The 21,529-nt window shown below is 64.6% G+C and carries 21 protein-coding genes; 6 read left to right on the top strand and 15 right to left on the bottom strand.

Annotation, left to right across the window (positions count from 1 at the left end):
* Positions 1-13: 13 nt before the first annotated feature.
* Positions 14-1,048, top strand: coding sequence for a PAS domain-containing sensor histidine kinase (locus tag QFX32_06310; protein ID MDI9633654.1), 1,035 nt, complete (start codon positions 14-16; stop codon positions 1,046-1,048).
* Here the strand turns inward: QFX32_06310 and QFX32_06305 are convergent.
* The 3 genes from QFX32_06305 to QFX32_06295 all read right to left on the bottom strand — a co-directional run bounded on the left by QFX32_06305 (position 1,045) and on the right by QFX32_06295 (position 5,095).
* Positions 1,045-2,712 carry a PAS domain S-box protein gene (locus QFX32_06305; protein ID MDI9633653.1) on the bottom strand — a complete coding sequence of 556 codons (1,668 nt, stop codon included), beginning with the start codon at positions 2,710-2,712 and terminating at the stop codon, positions 1,045-1,047. The two genes, QFX32_06310 and QFX32_06305, sit on opposite strands and share 4 nt — an antisense overlap.
* A gap of 130 nt (positions 2,713-2,842) precedes the next feature.
* On the bottom strand, positions 2,843-4,168 hold the full coding sequence (locus QFX32_06300) for a DEAD/DEAH box helicase (protein MDI9633652.1): 1,326 nt from the start codon (positions 4,166-4,168) through the stop codon (positions 2,843-2,845).
* Positions 4,169-4,273: 105 nt separating this feature from the next.
* Positions 4,274-5,095, bottom strand: a complete 822-nt coding sequence (locus tag QFX32_06295) for a potassium channel family protein (GenBank protein ID MDI9633651.1) — start codon at positions 5,093-5,095, stop codon at positions 4,274-4,276.
* A 116-nt stretch (positions 5,096-5,211) separates the two neighbouring features.
* Between QFX32_06295 and QFX32_06290 the strand changes: the two genes are divergently transcribed.
* Positions 5,212-5,520: a DUF2769 domain-containing protein gene (locus QFX32_06290; protein ID MDI9633650.1), complete on the top strand. Its 309-nt coding sequence runs from the start codon at positions 5,212-5,214 to the stop codon at positions 5,518-5,520.
* A 78-nt stretch (positions 5,521-5,598) separates the two neighbouring features.
* Here QFX32_06290 and QFX32_06285 read toward each other — a convergent pair whose 3' ends face one another.
* Positions 5,599-6,123, bottom strand: a complete 525-nt coding sequence (locus QFX32_06285) for a hypothetical protein (GenBank protein ID MDI9633649.1) — start codon at positions 6,121-6,123, stop codon at positions 5,599-5,601.
* A 221-nt stretch (positions 6,124-6,344) separates the two neighbouring features.
* Here QFX32_06285 and QFX32_06280 point away from each other — a divergent pair, with 221 nt between their 5' ends.
* Positions 6,345-6,755: a type IV pilin N-terminal domain-containing protein gene (locus QFX32_06280; protein ID MDI9633648.1), complete on the top strand. Its 411-nt coding sequence runs from the start codon at positions 6,345-6,347 to the stop codon at positions 6,753-6,755.
* Positions 6,756-7,014: 259 nt separating this feature from the next.
* Here the strand turns inward: QFX32_06280 and QFX32_06275 are convergent, their stop codons facing one another.
* Together QFX32_06275 and QFX32_06270 are read right to left on the bottom strand one after the other, a co-directional pair.
* Complete coding sequence (locus QFX32_06275; protein MDI9633647.1) at positions 7,015-7,278, bottom strand: transposase; 264 nt, start codon at positions 7,276-7,278, stop codon at positions 7,015-7,017.
* Positions 7,279-7,356: 78 nt separating this feature from the next.
* A complete protein-coding gene (locus QFX32_06270) occupies positions 7,357-8,415 on the bottom strand; it encodes a transposase (GenBank protein MDI9633646.1) in 1,059 nt (352 codons plus the stop codon).
* 1,527 nt (positions 8,416-9,942) lie between these two features.
* Here QFX32_06270 and QFX32_06265 point away from each other — a divergent pair.
* Positions 9,943-10,107, top strand: a complete 165-nt coding sequence (locus tag QFX32_06265) for a DNA-directed RNA polymerase (protein ID MDI9633645.1) — start codon at positions 9,943-9,945, stop codon at positions 10,105-10,107.
* 175 nt (positions 10,108-10,282) lie between these two features.
* Here the strand turns inward: QFX32_06265 and QFX32_06260 are convergent, their stop codons facing one another.
* From QFX32_06260 to QFX32_06230, 7 genes are all read right to left on the bottom strand, one after another.
* Positions 10,283-11,404: a glutamate-cysteine ligase family protein gene (locus tag QFX32_06260; GenBank protein ID MDI9633644.1), complete on the bottom strand. Its 1,122-nt coding sequence runs from the start codon at positions 11,402-11,404 to the stop codon at positions 10,283-10,285.
* Positions 11,401-11,922, bottom strand: a complete 522-nt coding sequence (locus QFX32_06255) for a YkgJ family cysteine cluster protein (GenBank protein ID MDI9633643.1) — start codon at positions 11,920-11,922, stop codon at positions 11,401-11,403. The genes QFX32_06260 and QFX32_06255 overlap by 4 nt, the downstream gene beginning before the upstream one ends.
* Entirely contained in the window at positions 11,919-12,788 is an 870-nt protein-coding gene (locus tag QFX32_06250) for a RimK family alpha-L-glutamate ligase (GenBank protein ID MDI9633642.1), read from the bottom strand. The genes QFX32_06255 and QFX32_06250 overlap by 4 nt, the downstream gene beginning before the upstream one ends.
* Complete coding sequence (locus QFX32_06245) at positions 12,785-13,384, bottom strand: RimK-like ATPgrasp N-terminal domain-containing protein (protein MDI9633641.1); 600 nt, start codon at positions 13,382-13,384, stop codon at positions 12,785-12,787. The genes QFX32_06250 and QFX32_06245 overlap by 4 nt, the downstream gene beginning before the upstream one ends.
* A 462-nt stretch (positions 13,385-13,846) precedes the next feature.
* Entirely contained in the window at positions 13,847-14,503 is a 657-nt protein-coding gene (gene phoU, locus QFX32_06240; protein ID MDI9633640.1) for a phosphate signaling complex protein PhoU, read from the bottom strand.
* 133 nt (positions 14,504-14,636) lie between these two features.
* Positions 14,637-16,601, bottom strand: a complete 1,965-nt coding sequence (gene pstA, locus QFX32_06235; protein ID MDI9633639.1) for a phosphate ABC transporter permease PstA — start codon at positions 16,599-16,601, stop codon at positions 14,637-14,639.
* A 37-nt stretch (positions 16,602-16,638) separates the two neighbouring features.
* A complete protein-coding gene (locus QFX32_06230; GenBank protein MDI9633638.1) occupies positions 16,639-17,505 on the bottom strand; it encodes a phosphate ABC transporter substrate-binding protein in 867 nt (288 codons plus the stop codon).
* A gap of 236 nt (positions 17,506-17,741) precedes the next feature.
* Here QFX32_06230 and QFX32_06225 point away from each other — a divergent pair, with 236 nt between their 5' ends.
* Together QFX32_06225 and QFX32_06220 are read left to right on the top strand one after the other, a co-directional pair.
* Positions 17,742-18,134, top strand: coding sequence for a thioredoxin family protein (locus QFX32_06225; GenBank protein MDI9633637.1), 393 nt, complete (start codon positions 17,742-17,744; stop codon positions 18,132-18,134).
* A 199-nt stretch (positions 18,135-18,333) separates the two neighbouring features.
* On the top strand, positions 18,334-19,587 hold the full coding sequence (locus QFX32_06220; GenBank protein MDI9633636.1) for a hypothetical protein: 1,254 nt from the start codon (positions 18,334-18,336) through the stop codon (positions 19,585-19,587).
* A 359-nt stretch (positions 19,588-19,946) separates the two neighbouring features.
* Here QFX32_06220 and QFX32_06215 read toward each other — a convergent pair whose 3' ends face one another.
* Positions 19,947-21,182: a Coenzyme F420 hydrogenase/dehydrogenase, beta subunit C-terminal domain gene (locus QFX32_06215; protein MDI9633635.1), complete on the bottom strand. Its 1,236-nt coding sequence runs from the start codon at positions 21,180-21,182 to the stop codon at positions 19,947-19,949.
* Positions 21,183-21,529: molybdopterin dinucleotide binding domain-containing protein (locus QFX32_06210; protein MDI9633634.1), on the bottom strand; the 347-nt coding region annotated here is incomplete at its 5' end.

Here is a 21,529-nt window from a genome sequence, read left to right as displayed (position 1 = left end):
GTGGAAGGGCAGAATGGAAGGGTTAGAGGACGGAATTTTCCGCGAGGCGCTCGGTGCCCTCCCGTTCCCGGTCTGCATCGCGGGGAAGGGGGGAAGGATTCTCTACGCGAACAGCGCGGCCCTGCGGGTCTTTGGAGGCGGGGATGGAGCCCCCTCTCTCCCCGACGCGGTCCTCGGGATCGCGGGGGAGGCGTTCAGGACGGGGAGGACCGCGAGGACCGCGGTCTCCGCGAGGGTCGCGGGGGAGCAGTCCGTGGAGTTCCCCTGCGAGGCGATCCCGCTCGTCCCCCCGGGGGGCGGGGAACCGGCCGCCGTCGTCCTCGCGGCGCACGTCTGCGGCGAGGAAGACCCCCTCCTCGAGCTCCTCGTCCGGAACGTCTCCCGCAGGAAGCTGCGCGAGCTCCTCGCCGCGATCCGGCACGACATCCTCAACCAGCTCACGATCCTGATCGGGTTCCTCCAGTACTCGGAAGACCTCTGCGAAGACCCCCAGCTCAGGGACTTCATCGGGAGGGAGATCGCCGCGGGGAGGTCGATCCAGTCCATCATCGAGTTCACGCGGAAGTTCCAGGACCTCGCGACGCAGGACCCCGCGTGGGTCCCCCTCGCGGCGCTCATCACCCCGCAGGAGGTGCAGGCGATCCCCCGCGGCGTCAGGATCGAGGTCGACTGCGGCGACTTCGAGGTCTACTCGAGCCCCCTCCTCTCGACGGTCTTTTCCACCCTCATCGGGAACGCGGTCGACCACGCGCGCGGGCTCTCGCGGGTCACAATCTCCGCGGCCGAGGAGGGGGGAGACCTCGTCGTCGTGGTCGAGGACGACGGCCCCGGGATCCCGCCGGGGGAGAAGAAGGTGCTCTTTGAGCGCGGGCACGGCCGCGGCGCAGGATACAGCCTCTGGCTCGCCCGCGAGATCGTGGATATCTGCGGCGGGACCATCCGCGAGTGCGGGGAGGAGGGGAAGGGCGCCCGCTTCGAGATCCGGATGCCGCGGGGGCTGTGGCGGAGGGCGGGGAAGCCCGCCGCCGGGCAGGCGAAAGGTCCCTAGCTTATCTCCTGGACGATCCGCCCGTTCTTGAATATCGATATCTTGCCGCCGCTCTGGGAGAGGACGATCCCGATTGCCTTCGTCTCGAGGGTGATCGCCGCGATCGAGGAGTGGCGCGTCCCGTATCCCTTCGGGAGGCCCGCCCGGCTCGTGTCGACCGTGATGTATCGCCCCGCGGCCTCGATCTGCCCGTCGCCCCTCACGACGAACGCGCCGTCGAGCTGCGCGAACTCCTTGATATTCTCCTTGATCCCGGGATTCGTGACCATCCGTTCGCCAGGCGGGTGCCCCTGTAAGGGGTTGAGGATCAGCTGGCGCGACCTCTCGAGGACGGCGTCCGCGTCCCCCACCACGAACGCCGTCCCGAGCTTCTTCCCCTCGCGCCCCTCCCGCGCGATCTCAAGACAGATATGGAGGACCGAGTCGAAGACCTCGTCCCGGACGTCCGTCCCCGCGATGACCGCGTCGCGCCACGCGGCCGTGCTGAAGCGGGGGCGGCCCCCGTGCGAGTGGTCGGTGATGTCGTGGCCGATGCAGACGACCTCGGCGAGCCTGCCGTCCGCGTCGCGGACGGGGGAGAGCGACCACGCCACCCAGACGGGCTCTCCCGACCGGCGGACCATCTCCGTGATGGAGAGGCCGTGCCCCTCGTGGACGAGCCGCGTGTCGCGGGCGAAGTCAGGCGCGTCCTTCCGGAGGTCGGGGTGGACGAGCGTCTCGGAGAGCTTCTTGCCGAGGATCTCGGCCTCCGAGTAGCCGAAGAAGGCCTGGGCGTGGGGGTTGAAGAACGTGATCGCGCCCTCCGAGTCGAGCTTCACGATGAGGCTCTGCGCGCTGGAGAGGAAGTCGCGGTACCGGATCTCCTGCTCCCTGATCGTCTCGAGCAGCCTCTTCTTCTCGGTGAGGTCCTCTGCGACGAGGACGTGGCCGCGGGAAGGGTCCTGCGGGTCCACCTGCCGGATCCGGAGGTGGACGGGGACAAGGGTGCCGTCCGCCTTCCGGAGCTCGCACTCGGCGTGGCCCCAGCCCTGCTCGTCCACGCGGAGCGAGAACTCGCGGAACGCCCGGGCGCACTCCTCCTTCCCCGGGAAGAGGTCCGCGACGTTCCTGCCCTTCAGGGAGGGAGCATCCGCGCCGAGCGCCCGGGCCATCGTGGTGTTCACCCACTCCACCTTCCCGTTTACGACCATGGAGAGCCAGAGGGGTGTCGCGGAGAGGATCGCGGAGAGGAGGTCGGCCCTGATCACCTGGTCCCGCTCGGCCTTCCTGCGCAGGACGGCCTGGTAGATCATGTCCCGGAGCTCCGTGACGGGCGGCGGCGAGGGCCCGTGCCGGACCCTGACCTCGGCGGCGGCGTTCACGTCCGAGACGATCAGCGTGTCCCGGCCCTCCCGGGCGTACAGGATGAAGGGGACAGAGACGTTGTGGGCCCGGAGTTCCCTGTGGAGCTCGATCCCGGTCATGTCGGCGACGAACTCGATTCCGTCGACGTCCGGGATGCGGTGGTACGAGACGATCACGTCGTACTTCCGGCTCCTCGCCCTCTCGAGCGCCTGCTTTCCGGAGTGGACCACGTCGACCCTGACGTCCCCCCTTCGCTCGAGGAACGCCCGCGTGCTCTCGATGAGGTCAGAGTTGTCGTGCACGAGGAGAACCGAGATCATGGCCGCGAGACAGGGGGAAATCCATTGTGCCCTTCTGTTTCCCAAAAACTGGTTGGCGACGGGAGAATTTAATGATTGCCGGTCCGGATTGCCGAATCGCACCAAAAGGAGGGGAGGATTCTCCCCCCCCTCACCTCTCCCTGCCCCCCTGCCCCCCCGTGCTCCCGGTCCCCCTGCACTGCATCGAGAGGAGGGCCGCCGCGACCTCGAGCGACGTGTGGTCTTCGCCCATCATCTGCTCGACCCGCGCGACGAACGGCTCAAGCCCCCCGCGCGCGATTGCCTCCCGCACCTTCCCGGTGAGCTGGAGGAACCGGCGCTCCTCGAGGTCGGCGTCCTTCGGGACGGCGTGCCGGGCGATGCGTATCCTCGCGTACTTCTGGATCTCGCGCAGCTTCCACATCTCCTTGCCCGAGACGAAGGTGAAGGCCTTGCCCTCCCTCCCCGCCCTGCCCGTCCGCCCGACCCTGTGGACGTAGTACTCGGGGTCCTGGGGGACGTCGTAGTTGAAGACGATCCCGATGTTCTCAACGTCTATCCCCCGCGCGGCGACGTCGGTCGCGACGAGGATCCCGGTCGCGCCGGCACGGAACCGGGCCATCACGCGCTCGCGCTCCTTCTGGTCCATGTCGCCGTGGAGCGCCTCGGTCAAGTACCCCCGGGCCTGCAGGCGTGACGCGACATCCTCCACGCGCCGCTTGGTGTTGCAGAAGACGAGGGCGAGGTCGGGGTCGTAGTAGTCGAGGAGGCGGGAGAGGACGTCGACCTTCTCGGACTCGCGGACCTCGAAGTACCGCTGCTCGATCCCCGGGACGGAGAGCTCGCCGTGGACGACCCTGACCACCAGGGGGTCTCTCAGGAACTCCCGCGAGAGCGCGAGGATCTCGTCGGACATCGTCGCGGAGAAGAGGACGTTCTGCCTCTCTTTCGGGAGGCGGGAGAAGATCCTCGCGATGTCCTCTGCAAACCCCATGTCGAGCATCTCGTCCGCCTCGTCGAGGACGACCATCCTCGTGGCCGAGAGGTCGACCGTGCGGCGGGAGAGGTGGTCGAGGAGCCGCCCGGGCGTCGCGATCGCGACGTGGACGCCCCTGCGCAGCGCGGGGACCTGCCTCTCGATGGGCTGGCCGCCGTACACCGGGAGGACCGAGACCCCGCCCATGTACTTCGAGAGCTTCTGGAGTTCCTCGGAGACCTGGATTGCGAGCTCGCGCGTCGGGCAGAGGACGAGCGCCTGGACAACGGGGCGGGACGGGTCGATCCCCTCGAGGAGGGGGATCCCGAACGCCGCGGTCTTCCCGGTCCCCGTGTGCGCCTGGCCCACGACGTCGCGCCCCTCCCTGATGGCCGGGATGGCGAGGGCCTGGATGGGCGTCGGCTCCTCGAAACCGAGGTCGCGGACGGCGCGGGCGATCGGGTCGGGCAGGGCAAGGTCGGCAAAAGAGAGTGTCTTCATGGAGTCTTTCCTACCCCACGTGTTGGCGGGCATCCCGTATCTCCCTTCGCACCGGGGTACTCCCCCCGAGAGGGGAAAGGGGGTGATTGCCGGCCCTCCCCCGCGCTACTCCCTGACGACAACGGACGCGGCGGCGTCGAAGGGGTTTGCCCGGAGCGCGAGCGAGTACAGGTAGGGGTACGCCCCCTTCAGGAACCCGACATGCACGGCCCACTCGAGGACGAGCAGCCTGTAGACCCGCGCGAGGTCCCCGGAGAGGTGGGCGTAGTCAGCGTCCGGGAGGCCGCGGAGGTCCCCGCGGAGCGAGAGTTCCTGCCAGAGGTGGATGAGTGAAAGGAGGAGCTCGGGGAACTGCGCGTGCTCGTCGAGGTCCGGGTTCTGCGAGAGGAGGGAGAGGAAGTCGAGGTTCCCGGCGAGGAAGTCCCGGAGGGCGGAAAGGTCGCACGCCCGCGCGTCGAGCGCGAACTCCCGCGCCCCGATGCCCGAGAGGACCCCGCGCAGGTTCGAAGGATCGAAGCTTTTGGGATCGGAGAGGATCCCGGCGAGGTCCTCCCTGCGGGGATCGCACCGCGAGAGCGTGGAGAGGAGGGTCGTCCCGACCCGGGAGAAGAACAACCCGGAAAGGTGGTGGTTCTTCCGCTTCCGCCGCGCCGCGTCGTGCCGCTGGACGAGGTGCTCGACGGCATTCGCGACGAGCCCGACGAAGCACCCGACGCCCCCCACGATGACCGCGATCGCGAGGGCCTTGCCCGCCGGGGTGACGGGGTGGAGGTCACCGTACCCGACGGTCGCGACCGTCACGACGGTGAGGTAGAGGGAGTCAAACGGGGAGAATCCCTCGAGGAGGGAGAACCCGGCGATGCCCGCGCCCATGACGAGCGCAAAAACGAACGAGTACGCGAGGATGCGGCGCGTGAACCTGTCCATCGGGTAATGTTTCTGTGGGAAACCGGTGATAAATCTGACCGCGCCGCGCCGTGAACTGAGTGCACCGCCCGCGGCGACCCGAACCGTATAATATCCCTCCCATCCACATCTCCCGCGTGCAACCCGATGCATTCACCCGCCTCCTCCTCGATCTCAAGGCCCGGAGGAAGGAGGAGCGGTGGGGGATCTACGACCGCTGGAAGGGCTCCTGCGCGTGCCCGCAGTGCCCAAGCTACAACGACTGCGCGCGGCAAAACGGCGAACTCCTCTTCTGCATCCTCGGGATGAGCAACGCGTGCATCCGGGAGGACCGGCACTGCACCTGCCCCTCCTGCCCCCTTTACGGGGAGCTCGGCCTCTCGGGAAAGGACTTCTGCATGAAGGGGAGCGAGGCCGCGATCCGGTTCGAGCGGTCCCTTGGGTGAGTGCCCGCGGCCCGGATGGCGGGAGAGGGCCCCCTCCCCTGCACCGTGCGCGGGCGGGGACAGGGGGTCTCCCGGCGGTCATGGCCCGCTCCCTTCGCCGCCGTCCCCTCCTCCCTCTTCCTCCTCGTCCCCCTCGTCCTCCCCCCTCACCATGAGCCACGCGACCGAGAAGACGAGCGGCAGGCCGAGCGGGAGGGATATCCCCGCCGGCCCGGAGAGGAGCGGCCCGTACTGGACGATGCAGGACGCGGTGAAGAGGACGCCCGCCGCGGCGACCGCGAACCCCGCGGGCCTCGTCCACGCGGGCCTCCCCCCTAATGCCGGGAGGAGGGAGAGGAGGGCCGCGCCGGAGAGCAGGAGTCCCCCCGCGTCCCACAGGAGGAACGAGAGCGCAGTCTTCCCGGAAATCAGCCCCGTCCCGATGTACCCGAAATCGGAGGCGACCGTGATGAGCGAGGGACCGTATGCCGTCTCCTGGTACCGGAAGAGGGCCCACTGCACGCCGGTCCCCAGCCAGTCGCCGATGACGTAGAGGTGGAGGGGGACGGCGAGGAGGACGAGGGGGAGGAGGGCGGGGAGGCGGATCCGAAGGGGCGAGTCCATTCTCCTGACTGTTCGGCGGGCCGCGACATCACTGTTCCGGAACGGCGCGGGAAAGGGGACGGCAACCGCGGCCCCCCTCCGTCCGGGGGTAGATCGCGGGTGCGTTCCCGGGGCACGTTCCGGGGGGAATATTTTTAAATAACATCCGGTATCTACTGTGTTAATACAGTGTCTTGTCCGTGCGCGCACGGGCAACGTGCATGTGAGATGTGAGGTGAATCATGAAGTTCATCAAGGACGAAGAGGCAGTATCACCCGTCATCGGCGTGATCCTGATGGTGGCCATCACGGTCATCCTCGCGGCGGTCATCGCGGCGTTCGTGTTCGGGCTCGCGGGGACGACGGGATCGAGTAAGAATGTGGGAATTACAGCTGTAAAGTCAGGGGATCAGAATTTTATAATAACAATCCAAGGAGGATCGGATCTCCCCCAATTAAATAAATTGGAATATTCAACAAATGGAACTACTTATGTAGAAATTAGTAAACCAACAGCAGGATGGACTGTTGGAGCGGCAGCGACTGTAACTGGTTATAACGGAACTTCTCCAACAAATACAGGTGTAAGATTAATTATTAAGGGTACCTTTACTGATGGATCCCAACAAGTCCTATGGGACCGCACATTCTAATTTCACTTTTTTGATCTAATGGTGATTCATTAATAAAGGCCACATTCTATATACTAGCCACATTCTATATACTAACTACAGGTGGCCGGATGAATGAACCTAGTAGAACTAATACAATACACCAATGACGAGGAGCGAGCAGAGTCATATCTCAGGGATCAGGGAATTCTCAAAACATTCGAGGAATGCCCCCATTGTGGAGGCAAGAGGTTTAACAGAGTGAGGAGATTCAAATACAAGTGTTAACCCCCTCTCCAAATCACCACTCAGCCAACCGTTGTAATTGAATCTTATCGCCAAATCCCAGAGAAATAACGAGCCCGAGTAAAAGTATATTCAGGCAGACCGTCTTTTTCACAGATCGCGTCGTATACTTGTGAATCCTCTTCAAACCGAATGCATTTTTCGCCGTTTTGAAGACATCCTCGATGAGGGATCTCTTGGTAGTGTACCTATAAAGCTGTAAAATTGAAACGACCCTGTATCCTACAGTAGATTGCAGAAACGGAGGAATACAGGGCAATGATTAGTAAAGACTTGGTAGAACATTACCTTACCGATAACGCAGAGGGAATGAAGAATGTCTAACCCCCTCCCTAAATTACCACTCAGCCAACCGTTGTAATTGAATCTTATCGCCAAATCCCAGAGAAATAACGAGTCCGTGTAAAAGTACATTCAGGCAGACTGTCTTTTTCACAGATCGCGTCGTATATTTGTAGATTTTCTTCAATCCGAATGCATTTTTCGCCATTTTGAAGACATCCTCAATGAGGGATCTCTTCTCCACGAGTTGGATCTCGTCGCGGAGGTACATCACCGACCGGCGCGCCAGGGAAGTGTATCTCTGGAAGAGCTGTTTCGTATCAGACCTCCCGAAAATCCAGAGGGGAAAATTGAGTTTCCTGAGCAGTTTGGACAATGAAAAGTTCTTCTTTGTAAAAATCATCGGGACGATGCTGAACGCGAAGATTCCCTCCACGTAGTTATCGTACGCGTAGTATCCCTTGTCAAAGACGATTGTATCACCGATCCGGGCGATTCTGCGCCTTTTCAATTCACTCACGATCTCCCGGAAAATGACAGAATCGTGGGGAGATCCCGGATGGAGCAGGAAACAGACCGGCCGCAGGGAATGCGCGTCGAGTGCGAGAGTGAGTTTGTAGCCGATATAGTGGCCGTGGGTAGGACAATACCCCCACGCGTAGTCCCTGTTCTCCAACTGTTTCTTCGTATACTTTTTCCTGAACCAATTCAAATCGAGGGTAATCGCGGTTGCATCCACGATAAACGTGTTCCACCCTCGTCTCCTCCTCCTCGTGCAACAGGAATTGAGGATCCCGTTCACGAGGGAGATAAACTGGGTTTCATCGAACCTGCTCAGTGTTTTATAAACCGAATCGACTGTGGGAACAGTGTGAATGTCCAGAAATTTGCGGAGTCTCCTGCGATTTACCAATTCCTGGATGACAAAGGAACAATCACAAGAGAAGAACATCGCGGTGAGAACGATCGCGATTGCATCTAAAGCTGCGGGAATGGGCTCAATCTCGTTTCTCGCAAATACCTGTTGGGCGGGACGGCTGGTGACGAGTGAGAGAACCTGTCCGAGGAGAAACCATTTTGGGTCATTGCGATCCCCTCCCAGAGAGGGATGCATCGTTTCACCAAATATGTATTCCCCTCCGAGTACGATCAATTTTACGATTTAATCTTTCGTATTTTTTGATTTAGGGGTTTTTCGAAATGTACTTTTACACCAGGCGCGTGAATCTCTTGTTTATTGTGAATTAAGGTGATCATCATGCGTATCTTTGGTGAGAGAAATGGAGGGGGCTAAACCCATGATATTGAGAGAAGGATCCGGCCCGTTCCAAATATGAAAACCCAAAATGGTATTATCCAGTACTGGTTTCACCAAATTACCGGGTTTTTTGCCGGTTGACGATTTCGAAAAACCTGTGACATCGAAGAAAGAGAACGCTCTCTCAAAATTTGAGAACTCAAAATGGGAGAATTTCCTAAAGATTTCACCAAATTACCGTGATTTCCTCGCGGCTCTTTAGAAACCTCCGATGGCTCCCGCTCCCAGGCCCCTTCCCGTTTGGGAGTCCCCCACTGGACAAGGTGAACTAAAAACGAGGCGAATGCGTCTCTGGCATGCACCCCCTCCACAGTCGTCACGGGAATGTGACCGCAGGAGGACGTACGTTTGGTCACGGCGAAGACCCGTTCAATCGCTTTCCTCGTCCACCTGACCGCACGATCCCTGCGTTTTCCCCTCGATTGCCGGTGGACACCCCCGGACAGCCCGTATCATGGGTTTATCGATTAGGGCAACGGGGTTTTTCTCCGGAATACCCCTTGTCGCGGTACACTGTCTCCCCCGGCATCGGAAGATCCTCCTTGCTGCCGTGGGCAGATACAGCGGCCGGGGAGATGCGCCGGGCCATGTGACACTCTTTCCCGATGCGCACATGCAGCGTGTTTCCATAATGCCGCATATCTCCCCGCTGCGTCCATGTCCCGTCCCTTTTCCCCGGATTCTTCCTCGCCGCGCGATGATACCTCTGGATCTCGTACGTGGGATCAACTGCCCCCTCCTCCCGCCCTTCTCCCTTTGCGGTGAAGACCTGCGATCGCCGCAGCCTCCCCGCCCGTGTGTCCCGGGAGATCCTCCGTTGCGTGTGCCGGTTGCGGCAGCCGGAAATCCCTGCAACCCTGCAACACCCTGCAACAATCCTGCAACACGTGTTGCAGGATTTAATTCCTGTGGAAAACAATTTTTTTCGCAAAATACGCTATTTCATCGCGAATTTATGTACATGCATACGAACCCTGAAACAAATCCGGGATCACGTACTGCGCCGGGAGACCTCCCGCGCACCCGTGCGCGTGTACGTGATCCGCAGGGTGCTGCAGGGGAAAAATGAGATACGACTTAAAATTCTCCGTTTGACAATTCAGGCACGGAAATTCCCCCTTTTTCCCTGCAACAATGCCGCGGAAATGGGGAATCGTGTTGCAGGGTTGCAGGGAATGCCGTGGATGCCCCGCCCCCCGCCCCCGCCGCGGCGTGCCGGGTTTCTGCCTCCCCCCGGCCCCGTCCCGCCACCCCCATGCACACCTATATATCCCTTGCGCCCCCACGCGTACGCGCAGGATCAAAACTGCATCAGGGAAAGAGATGAACGAGAGAGGTTTCAGGGGCGGGTTCGACCGGCCCCGGACGATGACGAAGGCCGTGTGCGCGGACTGTGGAGCAGAATGCGAGGTACCGTTCGTCCCCACCGAGGGGAGGCCGGTGTACTGCCGGGCGTGCCTGCCCAAGCACAGGAAGCCCCGGTACTAGGACTTTCTCTTTTTTCCGTATCTCCCGACGTCTCCGGGTATTCTCCCCCGCCGGCCCATGGATTTTCCGCGGACGACACCCCGTGGGAGCGGCGTTGCGCGTCTTGCAATGGCAGGGATCCGCTGTCCCGTTTGCCCGCGTTCCCCGTGTCCCGGCGGGCAGTCCCGCAGGGGATCTACTCCTCCTCCCCGCCCTTGTACGGCCGATTCTCCGCGAGGCAGCGCGCGAGATCGCGCATGATCCCGGGGAGATCTCCCGTCTCCCTGTACCTCCGGGAGAGCAGGGCGGCGAGGCACCCTCCCCGGATCCTCTCCCCGACGAGGGGGAGGTAGTGCCTCTCCCCGGGCGTGGCGGCACCGGTCGCGCGGCGGTAGAGACGGGAGAGATCGTCCTCGAGGCCGGCGGTCCCGTGCCGGATCGCGTGCGCGACGAGGTCGCGGAGCGCGTCGGAGTCTTCCTCGAGGGGGAGATCCCGGGCACGCACGAGCGCCCGGGCAAACGCGCAGAGCGCCATGTCAGAGCGGACGCACTCCTGCTCGTCCATGACCTTTATCTCGATGCAGGGGCGGCTGAACCGGACGATCGCGCCGAATGACGCGACCCACTCCTCGCAGAGTGCATCCGCGCCCTCCTCCCGGAGGAGGTCGTAGAGGAGACAGAGCCTCCCGCGGTAGTCGTCGACAGACGCGATCGGCCGCGTGACGATCCCGTCGCAGATCTCCGGGATCCTCGCCTGGTTCTCCATGTAATATACGAGCCGGGAATCGAGCGTCCCGGTGAGCCGCCCCTCGACGAAGGGGGACGCGGCCGAGACCGCGACGAGGAAAGGCATGAGTGCGCGCACCCTGTTGAACATCCTGACGAGCTGCCCCTCGCTCCTATACTCGAGGTTGACCTGGAATGCCTGGACGTTCACCCACCCGTGCCGCGCGATGCCAAACAGCCTGTCGTACTCGCGGTAGATCGCTGCGTCGCCGTGGTCCCAGACGAGGTCGCGGGAAGGGGAGAGGGTCGGGTGCATCCCGAGGCCGAGGAGGGTGTACCGGCCGGAAAACCGCCTCGAGAACTCCTTTATCCCGGAGTACACGAGCGATTCAAGGACGGGGATACTGCGGTGGGGGTACGCGGGGACGAACTCGAGGACTGTCTTCTGGAGTTCCTTTCCGATGGTCGCACCTGCCATCGGGACTTCACCATAGGGGGTGCCCCCGGCCCCGGCGAGGATCCGGTCGGAACAGGGCAGGGGAACGAAGTCTGCACTGTTGATCGAATACTCGTGTTCCGTCCCGGTCTTCATGGGCCTCCCCTGCCGCGGGGGCGGAGCGGGAACCCCGCGACGAAGTCGCAGTCGGGTTCAGGGATCGCGCTTATTGTCGCGAGTTCGCCTGGCGGGAGCGCCCCCGCGAGGGAGAGGATGTTCTCCACGGCGATCCTGAACTGCGCCCTGAACATGTCGGGGTCGGATTTCAGGAGGGAGACGAGCGGGCACCGGGACTCGTGCTTGAGGAATACCCGGACAGTCCCCCCCTCCACGTCGAACGTGAACGGGCCTGCCCGGCACGTCTCGGGCTTGACGTCGTGGACCCGGCACCTGCCAGCCTCCCACAATGCGCACATCCCGTCCTCCCGTGCCCGGATGCGGGAGTACCCCGCGTACTCGATGTCCCCTTCCGCGACACCCCGCCGGAGGAGGATTGTCACCCGCCGGGTGGTGAGAGGGGGGCGAGCCTCGTGGCAGCACCGGCCCCCGCACCCCCCGCAGACGGCACTCGCCCTCTCCTGCCATCCAGGCGGGTCGTCGCCCTTTCCGGTCATGTGCCGAGGAGGGCGCAGACGATCTCCCTGTACACGTGGGGGTAGAACGTGTCCTCCCCGCCCTCGAGGGAGGGATTGTCGTTCACCTCTATCACGCACGGTCTCTCCCCGTCCTTTATGTCGACGCCGTAGAGCCCGTCCCCGATCGCCCTTCCCGCCGCGACGCCGAGCGCCCTCACGTGGTCGGGGACGGCGTCTTCCGGGACGCTCTCGACGGTGCAGGAGACGAGGTGCCCGTTCACCGAGTCCTGTATCTTGAAGGTCTGCGGCGGGATGATGTACTTGCAAGCGTAGAGGAACTCCCCGCGGAGGACCCCTATCCTCCAGTCGTACGTGCTCCGCACGTACTCCTGTGCGACGACCCAGTCAGACATCTTGAGGTAGCGCCGCGCGACCCGCATGAAGGCGACCGGGTCGTCCACCCGTTCCACCCGGAGCGAGAAGGAGGTCGAGGGTTCCTTCAGGACGAGGGGCGTCCCGAGGCCGTTCATGATCTCGCGGACGCGCGTCGGGTGGATATCGTCCTTCGCGATGAAGAGCGTCCGCGGGATCGGGATCCCGGCCCGGTGGAGGTGCATGTACATGTTCACCTTGTCGGAGCAGACCCGGATGGAATCGGGATCGTCGATGACCGGGATACCGGATGACGCGGCGATCCTCGACGCGACGTACGTGACGTTCATCGGGTCGGTTCTCGCCCGTATGAAGAGGCCGTCCACCTGCCGGACCTTCCTCATGTCGACCGGGAAGATGAACTCGACGGAGTGCCCCATCCCCTCGGCGGTGTCCCTGCACCGGATCAGGGCGTTGAGCTGGTCCGAGGAGGAGAGGGTTTTCCGGTCGACGAATATCCCGAGGCGGCTCATAGGAATGCCTGTCCGAGGATGTGCGCCTTGAGGAGGCGCCGCTCGCCGGGCGCAAGACGGGAGTAGCGCACCGGGCAGAGCGAGGAGAGGACGGTCCCCCCCGGGCCGGAGATGCAGACGAGTTCGACGAGCGGGACGCGGAAGCACGAGAAGACCTGCCCTGCGATCTCCTGCACCCCGGGGAACGGTGAAAGTGTCCTCCCGAAGACGGAGATCGCCCGGACAATCCCGCTCCCCCGCGGGAACTCCTGCGCGCAGCAGGGGTACTTCCCGTTGCTCGTCGCGTGGCGCACCTTCCCCTGGTCGCGCCCGTCCCCCGCGAGGACCTCGAAGTGGGATGCGCGGGAGAAGTAGTTCAGGCCGTACACGATGGCGGGGGCGGCAGGGCACGTGTGCGCGATGGTGTACGGGGCGACGGGGATGCCGTGCCGTGCGGCGCGCTCGAGGCACACGGGAACGACGAACGCGTCGAGCATCGATTCCGTGCCCGGTGCGACCGCGTCGCCCGCGAGCTCGCGGGAAAGGACGGCGTAGTACGTGGCGCTCCTGTAGGAGTAATCCTCCGAGACAAACCACGTGGTGCCGCCCGCATGCACGGTGTAGATCCCGCCGCGCGCGAGGTGGAACCTCCCGTTTCCCCCTCCACCCCGCGGCGCGGGTCTTCTCCCGGCAGCGTGGCGGTCCGTCCCCTGGAACGCCTGTCCCGTGGGGATAGTCGCACCCGGGCCTCCCCCCGCGTCCGGTTTCCGGGAGGAGAACGGGGGGCGAAAAAGATCTACTCCGGCTGCAGCCCGCGCGAAAAAGGAACGATGCTCGCTATCGTGGGGGTCGTCTTCGTTTTCGGTTCCGGGTTCCGGCATAAGACCACGGGCCGCGCCGCGGCGGCCGGTCCTAGTACTTAGCAGCGGTTGAGTATTGATCGATTAAAGATTTCCGGTTGCCCGGGGAGGAATTTCCCCGGGAACCGCGGCGGGGAGGGAGTTCCGCTGCCCGCTCTCCCGTTCCCGCGCGCCGCGGCGGTCTTGCCCGCAGGGGAGGGAAACGACCCTTTGCGCCCCTCACTTGATCTCGATCCGCTCCCCGGTGACCATGTAGTGGACCTTCTCCGCGATCTTGCAGGAGTGGTCGGCGCACCGCTCGAGGTAGCGGACGACCATGATGTAGTACGTGCAGCGCGTGATCGTGCGCGGGTCCTCCATCATGTAGGTGAGCCCCTCGCGGAAGATGGTGTGGCGGAGGGCGTCGACCACGTCGTCCCTCTCGGAGTGGCGCGCGATGAGCGAGAGGTCGCCGGTCTCGTACGCCTTGAGTGCGTCGTGGATCATCGCGATCACGAGGTCGCCCATGTGGGGCAGGCAGAGGGCAGAGACGAGGTCGTGCGGCCGGGGGTCACCGAGGGTGATGACGATCCCCGCGATGTCTTTCCCGTACCTGCCGATCCGCTCGGCAGAGGAGATCACCTTGAGCGCGCACGCGATCGCGCGCATGTCGCGCGCGACCGGCTGGTAGAGCGCGATCATCCTGTACGCTTCCTCCTCGAGCGCGTCGTTCTTCTCGGAGAGCGCGGCCTTCCGCTCCTTGACATCCCTCGCGAGTGCAAGGTCGTTCTCCTTGAGCGCTCTCATCGCGTCCGAGAGCATCTGCTCCGCAAAGAGCCCCATCCCGAGGACATCAGCCTTCATCTTGGCCATCTCGTCGTGGAACTTGTCTTTCATGGCTTGGTACCTCACCCGGTCACCGGGATTCTCCCCCCTGCGTACCTGTCTTCTTCGGTGTCCATGCACATACGGGTTGCCCCCGGCACCCCGCGACCGCGGTCCCCCCGCGGGGATCTCCCCTCCACGCCGTTCACCACCGGACCTTCCTGCTGTAGTGCATCCGGATCGCGATCGCGAGCGCGTAGAAGAGGATCACGAGGAGGAGGAGGACGACGGCGGTCCCGTACTTCTGCGCCTCGGCCCCCGGCACGTTCGTCGCGAGGATGAAGAGGTGGTAGGGCAGGGCCATCACCGGCGAGAACGGGGAGTCGGGGAGGAACCTCTGGGAGAAGACGACCGCGGTGAAGAGGATCGGGGCGGTCTCCCCCGCGGCCCGCCCGATCGAGAGGATCGCCCCCGTGATCATCCCCGGGACCGCCGGCGGGACGACGACGCGCGAGATCGTCTGCCACTGCGTCGCTCCGAGCGCGAGGCTCCCCTCGCGGAGGGAGACGGGCACGCTCTTGAGCGACTCCTCCGTCGTCCTGATGATGGTGGGGAGGATCATGAGCGCGAGGGTGACCTGCCCCGCGAGCAGGCTGACGCCGAAGTTCAGGAACAGGACGAGGAACGAGAACCCGAAGAGGCCGAAGACGATCGAGGGCGTCCCGTTGAGGAGATCGGTCCCGGTCCGGACGATCCTCGTGACGCGCCCCTCCCCCCTGTACTCCGAGAGGTAGATCGCGGCGCCGAACCCCACCGGGAGGGCGAGCGCGATGGCCCCCGCGACGAGGTACAGGGTCCCGACGATCGCGGGGAAGATCCCGCCGCCGCGCCCGAGGTCGCGCGGGGACTGCGTGAGGAACTCCCACGAGAGTGCGGGGAGGCCGTTCCAGAGGATGTCCCAGAGGATGACGGCGAGCGCCGCGAGGACCGCGGCCGTCGCCGCGAAGAGGAGGGAGAACGCGACTTTCTCCGCGGCCTTCGGCGGGACTTTCTGCCACGCGACCGCGATGAATGCAAAGAGGAGGGCGAACCCCGCGAAACCGGCGGGCCCCGCGAGGGGGAGCCCGACGAGGGAGAGGGCCGCGACCGCGAGGACCTTGCCCGCCCTCCCGGTGACCGCGGGGGGGACGAGGGGACCCCTCTCCCTCCCCCGGGTGGCCGCGCACGACTGCCTGCCGGGCACGTAGCTCTCCCTTATCCTCCCGATGACCGCGTTCGCCGCGAGGTTGACGAGGAGCGTGATCGCGAGGAGGACCACCGCGACGCCGAAGAGGGCGTGGTAGTGTGTGGTCCCGACCGCGACCTCCCCCATCTCGATCCCGAGCGTCCCGGTGAGAGTCCTCACGGGGGAGAGGACGTTCCAGAGCGGCGAGGGGATGACGGCGGCATTCCCGGTCACCATGAGGACCGCCATGGTCTCCCCGATCGCCCTCCCCATCCCGAGGATGACCGCCGCCGAGATCCCCGGCAGGGCAGCGGGAACGACGACCCCCGAGATGGTCTGCCAGTGGGTCGCCCCGAGCGCGAGGCTCCCCTCCGCGTACTCCCTCGGCACGCAGGAGATTGCGTCCTCCGAGACGCTGATGATCGTCGGCAGTGCCATGACGCCAAGGAGGAGGGACCCCGCGAGCCATGACTCTCCCGAGGGGACGCCGAAGGTGACGCGTATCCAGTCGGTGAGGACGATGAGACCGAAGAACCCGTACACGACCGAGGGGATCCCGGCGAGGAGCTCGACCGCGGGTTTCACGACGCTCTTCACTGCGGGGGGCGCGAGCCGCGCAATGCAGATCGCGCACGCGATGCCGAGGGGGACGGAGACGGCCATCGCGCCGGCGGTCACGAGGAGCGTTCCCGCGACGAGGGGGAGGATCCCGTACTTCCCCGCCGGGTAACTCGTCGGGTTCCAGACGGGGCCGAGGAGGAAGTCCCCGATTCCCCCCTCGAGGAACGCGGGGTACCCGTCGCGGAGGAGGAATGCGATGATGAAGAATATCGCGACGACGGCGAAAGAGGCGCAGGCGAGGAGGACGAGGCGGACGATGGCCTCGCCGGCCGGGATTTTCGGCCTTCGTCCTGCCCGCGGGAAGCCGGGCGATGGAACGCGCATCTCTCTCCCGCGAAAAAGAGGAGACCCGTGCCGGGATTTACCCTTGCACGAGCGGGACGAAGCCCTCCTTCTTCAGGATCGCCTGGCCCTCGGCGCTGAGCAGGAACTGGATGAAGTCCCGCGCGAGGCCCTTCGGCTCGCCCTTCGTCACGAGGAGGAGCGGCCGGGCGATCGGGTACTTCTTGTCGAGCACGTTCTGGATGGTCGGTTCGACCGGGACGCCGTCCACGACGATCGGCACGCCCTTCACGGCCTCGTCGAGGTACCCGAGGCCCACGTACCCGATCGCGCCCGGCGTCTGGGCGACGGTCTGCTTCACGGCGCCGTTCGAGTTCTTCTCGAGCTGGGTCGAAACGAAGTCCTCCTTGTGCATCACCTTCTCGTGGAAGAACTCGCGGGTCCCGGAGGCGCTGTCCCTGCCCACGACGACGATCGGGAGGTCAGGCCCGCCGAGCTCCTTCCAGTTCGTGTAGTTCCCCCTGTAGATCCCCTTGACCTGCGCGAGGGTGAGGGGGCCGACGGTGTTCGACGGGTGGACGATCACGGCGATGCCGTCGTTCCCAATCACGGTCGAAACGAGGTCAGGGTACCGGGTCTTCTCCTCCGCCTTGAGGTCGCGCGAGGACATCCCGATGTCTGCCGTCCCCTCGCCGGCGGCCTGGATGCCGACGCTCGATCCCCCGCCGGTCACCATGATCTCCACGTCCTTGCGGGCGTTCATGTAGGCGTCCGCCGCGGCCTGGGCGACCGGGAGGACGGTCGTCGACCCCGAGAGGGAGATGGACTGGCGGGCCGGGGCGGTCGGCGCCGGAGTTCCGGTTTCCTTTCCTGCCTGCTGCGTGCAGCCGCAGGCAAAGAGCGCGATCGCGATGACGAGCGCAAAGCACGTGGCAGCCTTTGCCATGGGATGGATGCCTTTCATTCTCGGTCAGGGAAAAAAGGGCGTTCATGAGGTATTGTATTTCCCGAAGGAAAATATAGCGACATATGTAAAATATAGGGTATAATAGAGGACCACGGGGAACCCCCCACGATCCCGCGCCGGGGGCCGCGCGACCGGGGGACGGCGCGGGGAACGGTGCGGGGACGGTTGCCAAGGTATATCAACAGGTCGGTGGATAAAGGAGCAGGGAGTGAACCATGGGTGGCGGAAACCTCGTCGAGGTGACGGACAGCACGTTCGAGAAGGTCGTGGAGAAGAATACCATCCCCGTCCTCGTCATGTTCTACAGCCCGACCTGCCCCCACTGCAGGGCGATGGACCCGTACTTCCGCGAGTACGCGGGGGAGTACGAGGGGAAGGTCCTCTTCGCCCGCCTCGACGTCTTCGCCGGGCAGTGGACGGCCGAGAGGTTCGGGGTGAGGAGTACCCCCACCTTCAAGTTCTTCTGCAGCGGGAGGCCCGTCCTCGAGCTCGTGGGCGCGGTGTACCCGGCGCTCTTAAAGAGGATGATCGAGGACGGTCTCCAGAACGGGAAGGAGTGCGCTGCGCGCTCGACGGCAATCAACTACGACGTGACCGGGTACGCGTGAGCCCGCGCGGAGCCCCCCGGGACTGCCGGGCGCGCGCGGAAAACGGGGGCCGGCGGGTACAATGGGGCGGGGGTTTTTCGCCGCCCGTCCCGCTCCCCGCCCCCTCAACAGCTATAAATACGGCCGGTCTCAGACTGTTGTTATTAAAATGACAACAATAAAAAGGCCGTTTATCCCCCTGCTTTTGATCTTCGCCGCCGTGGCGTTCCTCTCCTCCCCCTGCGGCGCGGCGGACAGGTACGTGGGCGAGGCCCCCTCCCTCGAGGTCTCCCTCGGGGGCATGCACGAGGTCCCCGCGGGGTCCGAGGCGACGGTCGAGGTCGTCGTCGAGAACCGCGCGCCGCCGGGGACGACCGTGATCTCCCCGGGGCTCGAGCAGTGGCCCGACCGCCCGTCGACCGCAAAGCTCCTCATGGTCTCCCTCCTCCCGGGCGAATCCCCGCTCCTCGTCCTCTCCGGCGGCCAGATGGTGGGCGACCTCCCCCGCGGGGCAAAGAAGAGCGTGCCGTTCCGCGTGAAGGTACCGCGGGACGTCCCGGGCGGAAACTACACCCTCCTCGTGGCCCTCGACTACACGTACCTCTCGTTCGCCGAGCAGGCGGGGAGGGAGACCCAGATCATCCGCTACGAGAACGGGACGCGCACGGCCCCCGTGGTGGTGAGGGTGCGGCCCGTCCTCGCCATCGCCGTTCCGGGATTCTCCGCCGGGGAGGTGAGCGCGGGCGAGGAGGGTGACGTCGCGATCGCGATCGAGAATGCTGACCAATTTGTCGCGAGGGACGCCGTCGCCATGGTCGTGCGCCACGGGGAGAGCCCCGTCGTCCCGCTCGGGGGCAGCGTGTTCGTGGGCGATTTCGCACCGGGCGAATCGTTCAACGGGACGTTCCGCGTCCGCGTCTCGGACGGTGCAACGGCCGCCACGTACCCCCTCGACGTCGTGGTCCGGTACCGGGACGACGAGGGGGAGACGGTCGACTCCGACGCGGTGACCATCGGGATACCCGTCGCGGGCAAGGCCGCGTTCTCGATCGAGCCGGCGGAGGTGACGGTCCCCCGCGGCATCTCCCGGGACATCCCGGTCACCTTCCGGAACACGGGCGGGGTCACCCTCCGCGGGGCACAGGCCCGGGTCAAGGTCGTCGAGCCCTTCACCTCGTCGCGGTACACGGCATTCATCGGGGATCTTGCGCCCGGCGAGGCGGCCACCGTGACGTTCTCCCTTTCCGCGGACAGGACCGCGACCCGGAAGGTCTACGGCCTCGAGACGGAGGTCCGGTACCGCGACGCCGCCGGGAACCACAGGGTCACCGACCCCGTGACGCTGCGCGTGGCAGTCGTGGACAGGAACCTCGTCGAGTCCCTCACCACGAACCCCGTGTACATCAGCACCATCGTCGCGGTCGTCCTCGGCGCGGCGTACCTCTCCCACAGGTGGAAGAAGTCCGGCAGGTGACGCCCGCGCCGGGCGGGGCGCGGGGAAACTCACTCCTTTTTTCCCCAGGGGAGGATAGTCATTTTTCGGGGCATTCCCGCGAAATTCGCGTGGATTTTCCCCGGGAAATCCTTCTGTACTCCCGTCTGGGGGCCACGTGCAGGGAGTGCCGGCGGGCGCGTCATCCCCGTCAAGGCCGGGTACGGGGACCTGAAGGGGATCACCCTCCCGCTTCGCATCCCCCTCCGGCAGGTCGCCCGCGAGGTCTCCCGGCAGCTCCCTCCCGCGGGGATCGGCGCGGGGAAAGATACTCCTCCCTCCTGAGGGAAGGACCTGCTCGTTCCACCGGGACCCGCGGGAAAAAAAAGGGAAAAATTGGTTCACTTGAAGATGTCGAAGATCTGGTCGCTCCCCGTCGCGTGGAGCCTCTCGCGCTCCTCGCGCTCCTCGACGAGGGCGAGCACCGGCAGCTTCATGTCGACGCCCGGGACGTGGCCGAACATCTTCTGGAGCTCGACCTGCTGGGCGTGCATGAAGAGCGCGTTCGGGATGTCCATCGCGCAGAGCTCCTCGCACTGGCCGCAGTTGATGCAGGAGTCCGCGATGTGTGCGTACCGGATCAGGTGGAACATGAAGCTCGGCGGCACCTCGCCGGGTTTCACGAGGTAGGGCTTCTTCGTGCTGCACTCGACGCAGTAGCAGATCGGGCAGTTCTCGATGCACTGGTAGCACTTGATGCACCGGGACGTCTCCTTCACGATCTTCTTGAGCCGGTCCGTGCCCGTCCCGAGGGACGCGAAATCTCTCTCGCGCCACTTGTCGCCGAGCTTGAGCATGGCGTTCTCGACCTTCTTGCGCATCTCGATGCCCTGCGGGCTCGCGGGCTCGACATTGATCGCGCCTGCCTTGACCGCCTCGTCGAGGATGCGCGCGCCCTTCTCGCTGCAGACTTCGACGAAGGTGGCCTTGCCGGCCTTGTCGCCGATGACACCCCAGTTCCCGCACGCGAGGTCGGCCTGGCGCGGGACCTTCATCTTGCACCGGCGGCAGTTGGAGCGGCGCCCGTAGCCCTCCTCCTCGAGGTCATCGATCTTGATGCCCTTGTGGCCTCCCGGGTACTCGATGATGAACTGGCCCTTATCGATCTCCTCCTTCGTGACCGTGTCGGGGTCGACCCCGAACTTCTCGCGGATCATCTTGCGCGCCATCACGGGGCTGACCGTCCCCCCGCAGTTGACGCCGATCATCACGATGTTGTCGAGGTTCACCTGCTGCCGCTTCGCGAGCTCGTACAGCCCCATCGCGTCGCAGCCCTTCACGGTCATCGCGATCTTCTTGTCCCCCGCGCCGTCGAGGAACTTCTTCACGATCTTCGAGAGCAGCAGCGTCCCGCAGTGGAGGGATCCCGCGGTCTCGCCAATCTGGGCAGGGTCCGTGACGATGGTGGGGACCGCGTCGTAGATGTCCTGCCCCCGCTTCACGGCGAGCACGGCGTCGACGATCTTCTTCTCGAGCATGAACTTCAGGAGGCCGGAGACGGCGCCACCGCACTCGGCCTTCTCGGCGAGGGCTGCATCCGCAGTCCAGGCGTAGAACATGTCACCCTTCTTGGACATCTATTTCCCCCCCTCGATCTTCTCGATTCTCACGGCACAGGCCTTGAACTCCGGGATCTTCGCGATGGGATCGAGCGCGTTGTTGGTGAGGATGTTTGCAGGGCACTCCCTGTAGTGGAACGGCATGAACGTGACACCCTTCATAATGTCGGGCGTGACGCGCGCGGTGACCTCGACGGACCCGCGGCGGGTCGTTGCCCTGACTGTCTCGCCGTTCTTTATCCCGAGTGCCTTTGCGTCCTCGGGGTTGATCTCGATCCAGCCGGTGGGTTCCTCGGCCTCGAGCGACGCGGACCTGCGGGTCATCGTCCCCGTGTGCCACTGCCAGATGCACCGGCCTGTGGTGA

Origin of the sequence: Methanolinea sp. (genome assembly GCA_030055515.1) — an archaeon.
In the GTDB taxonomy this organism is placed as follows: domain Archaea; phylum Halobacteriota; class Methanomicrobia; order Methanomicrobiales; family Methanospirillaceae; genus Methanolinea_A.
Note: the sequence above shows the minus strand (reverse complement) of the source record. Positions and strands in the feature narration are given on the sequence as shown.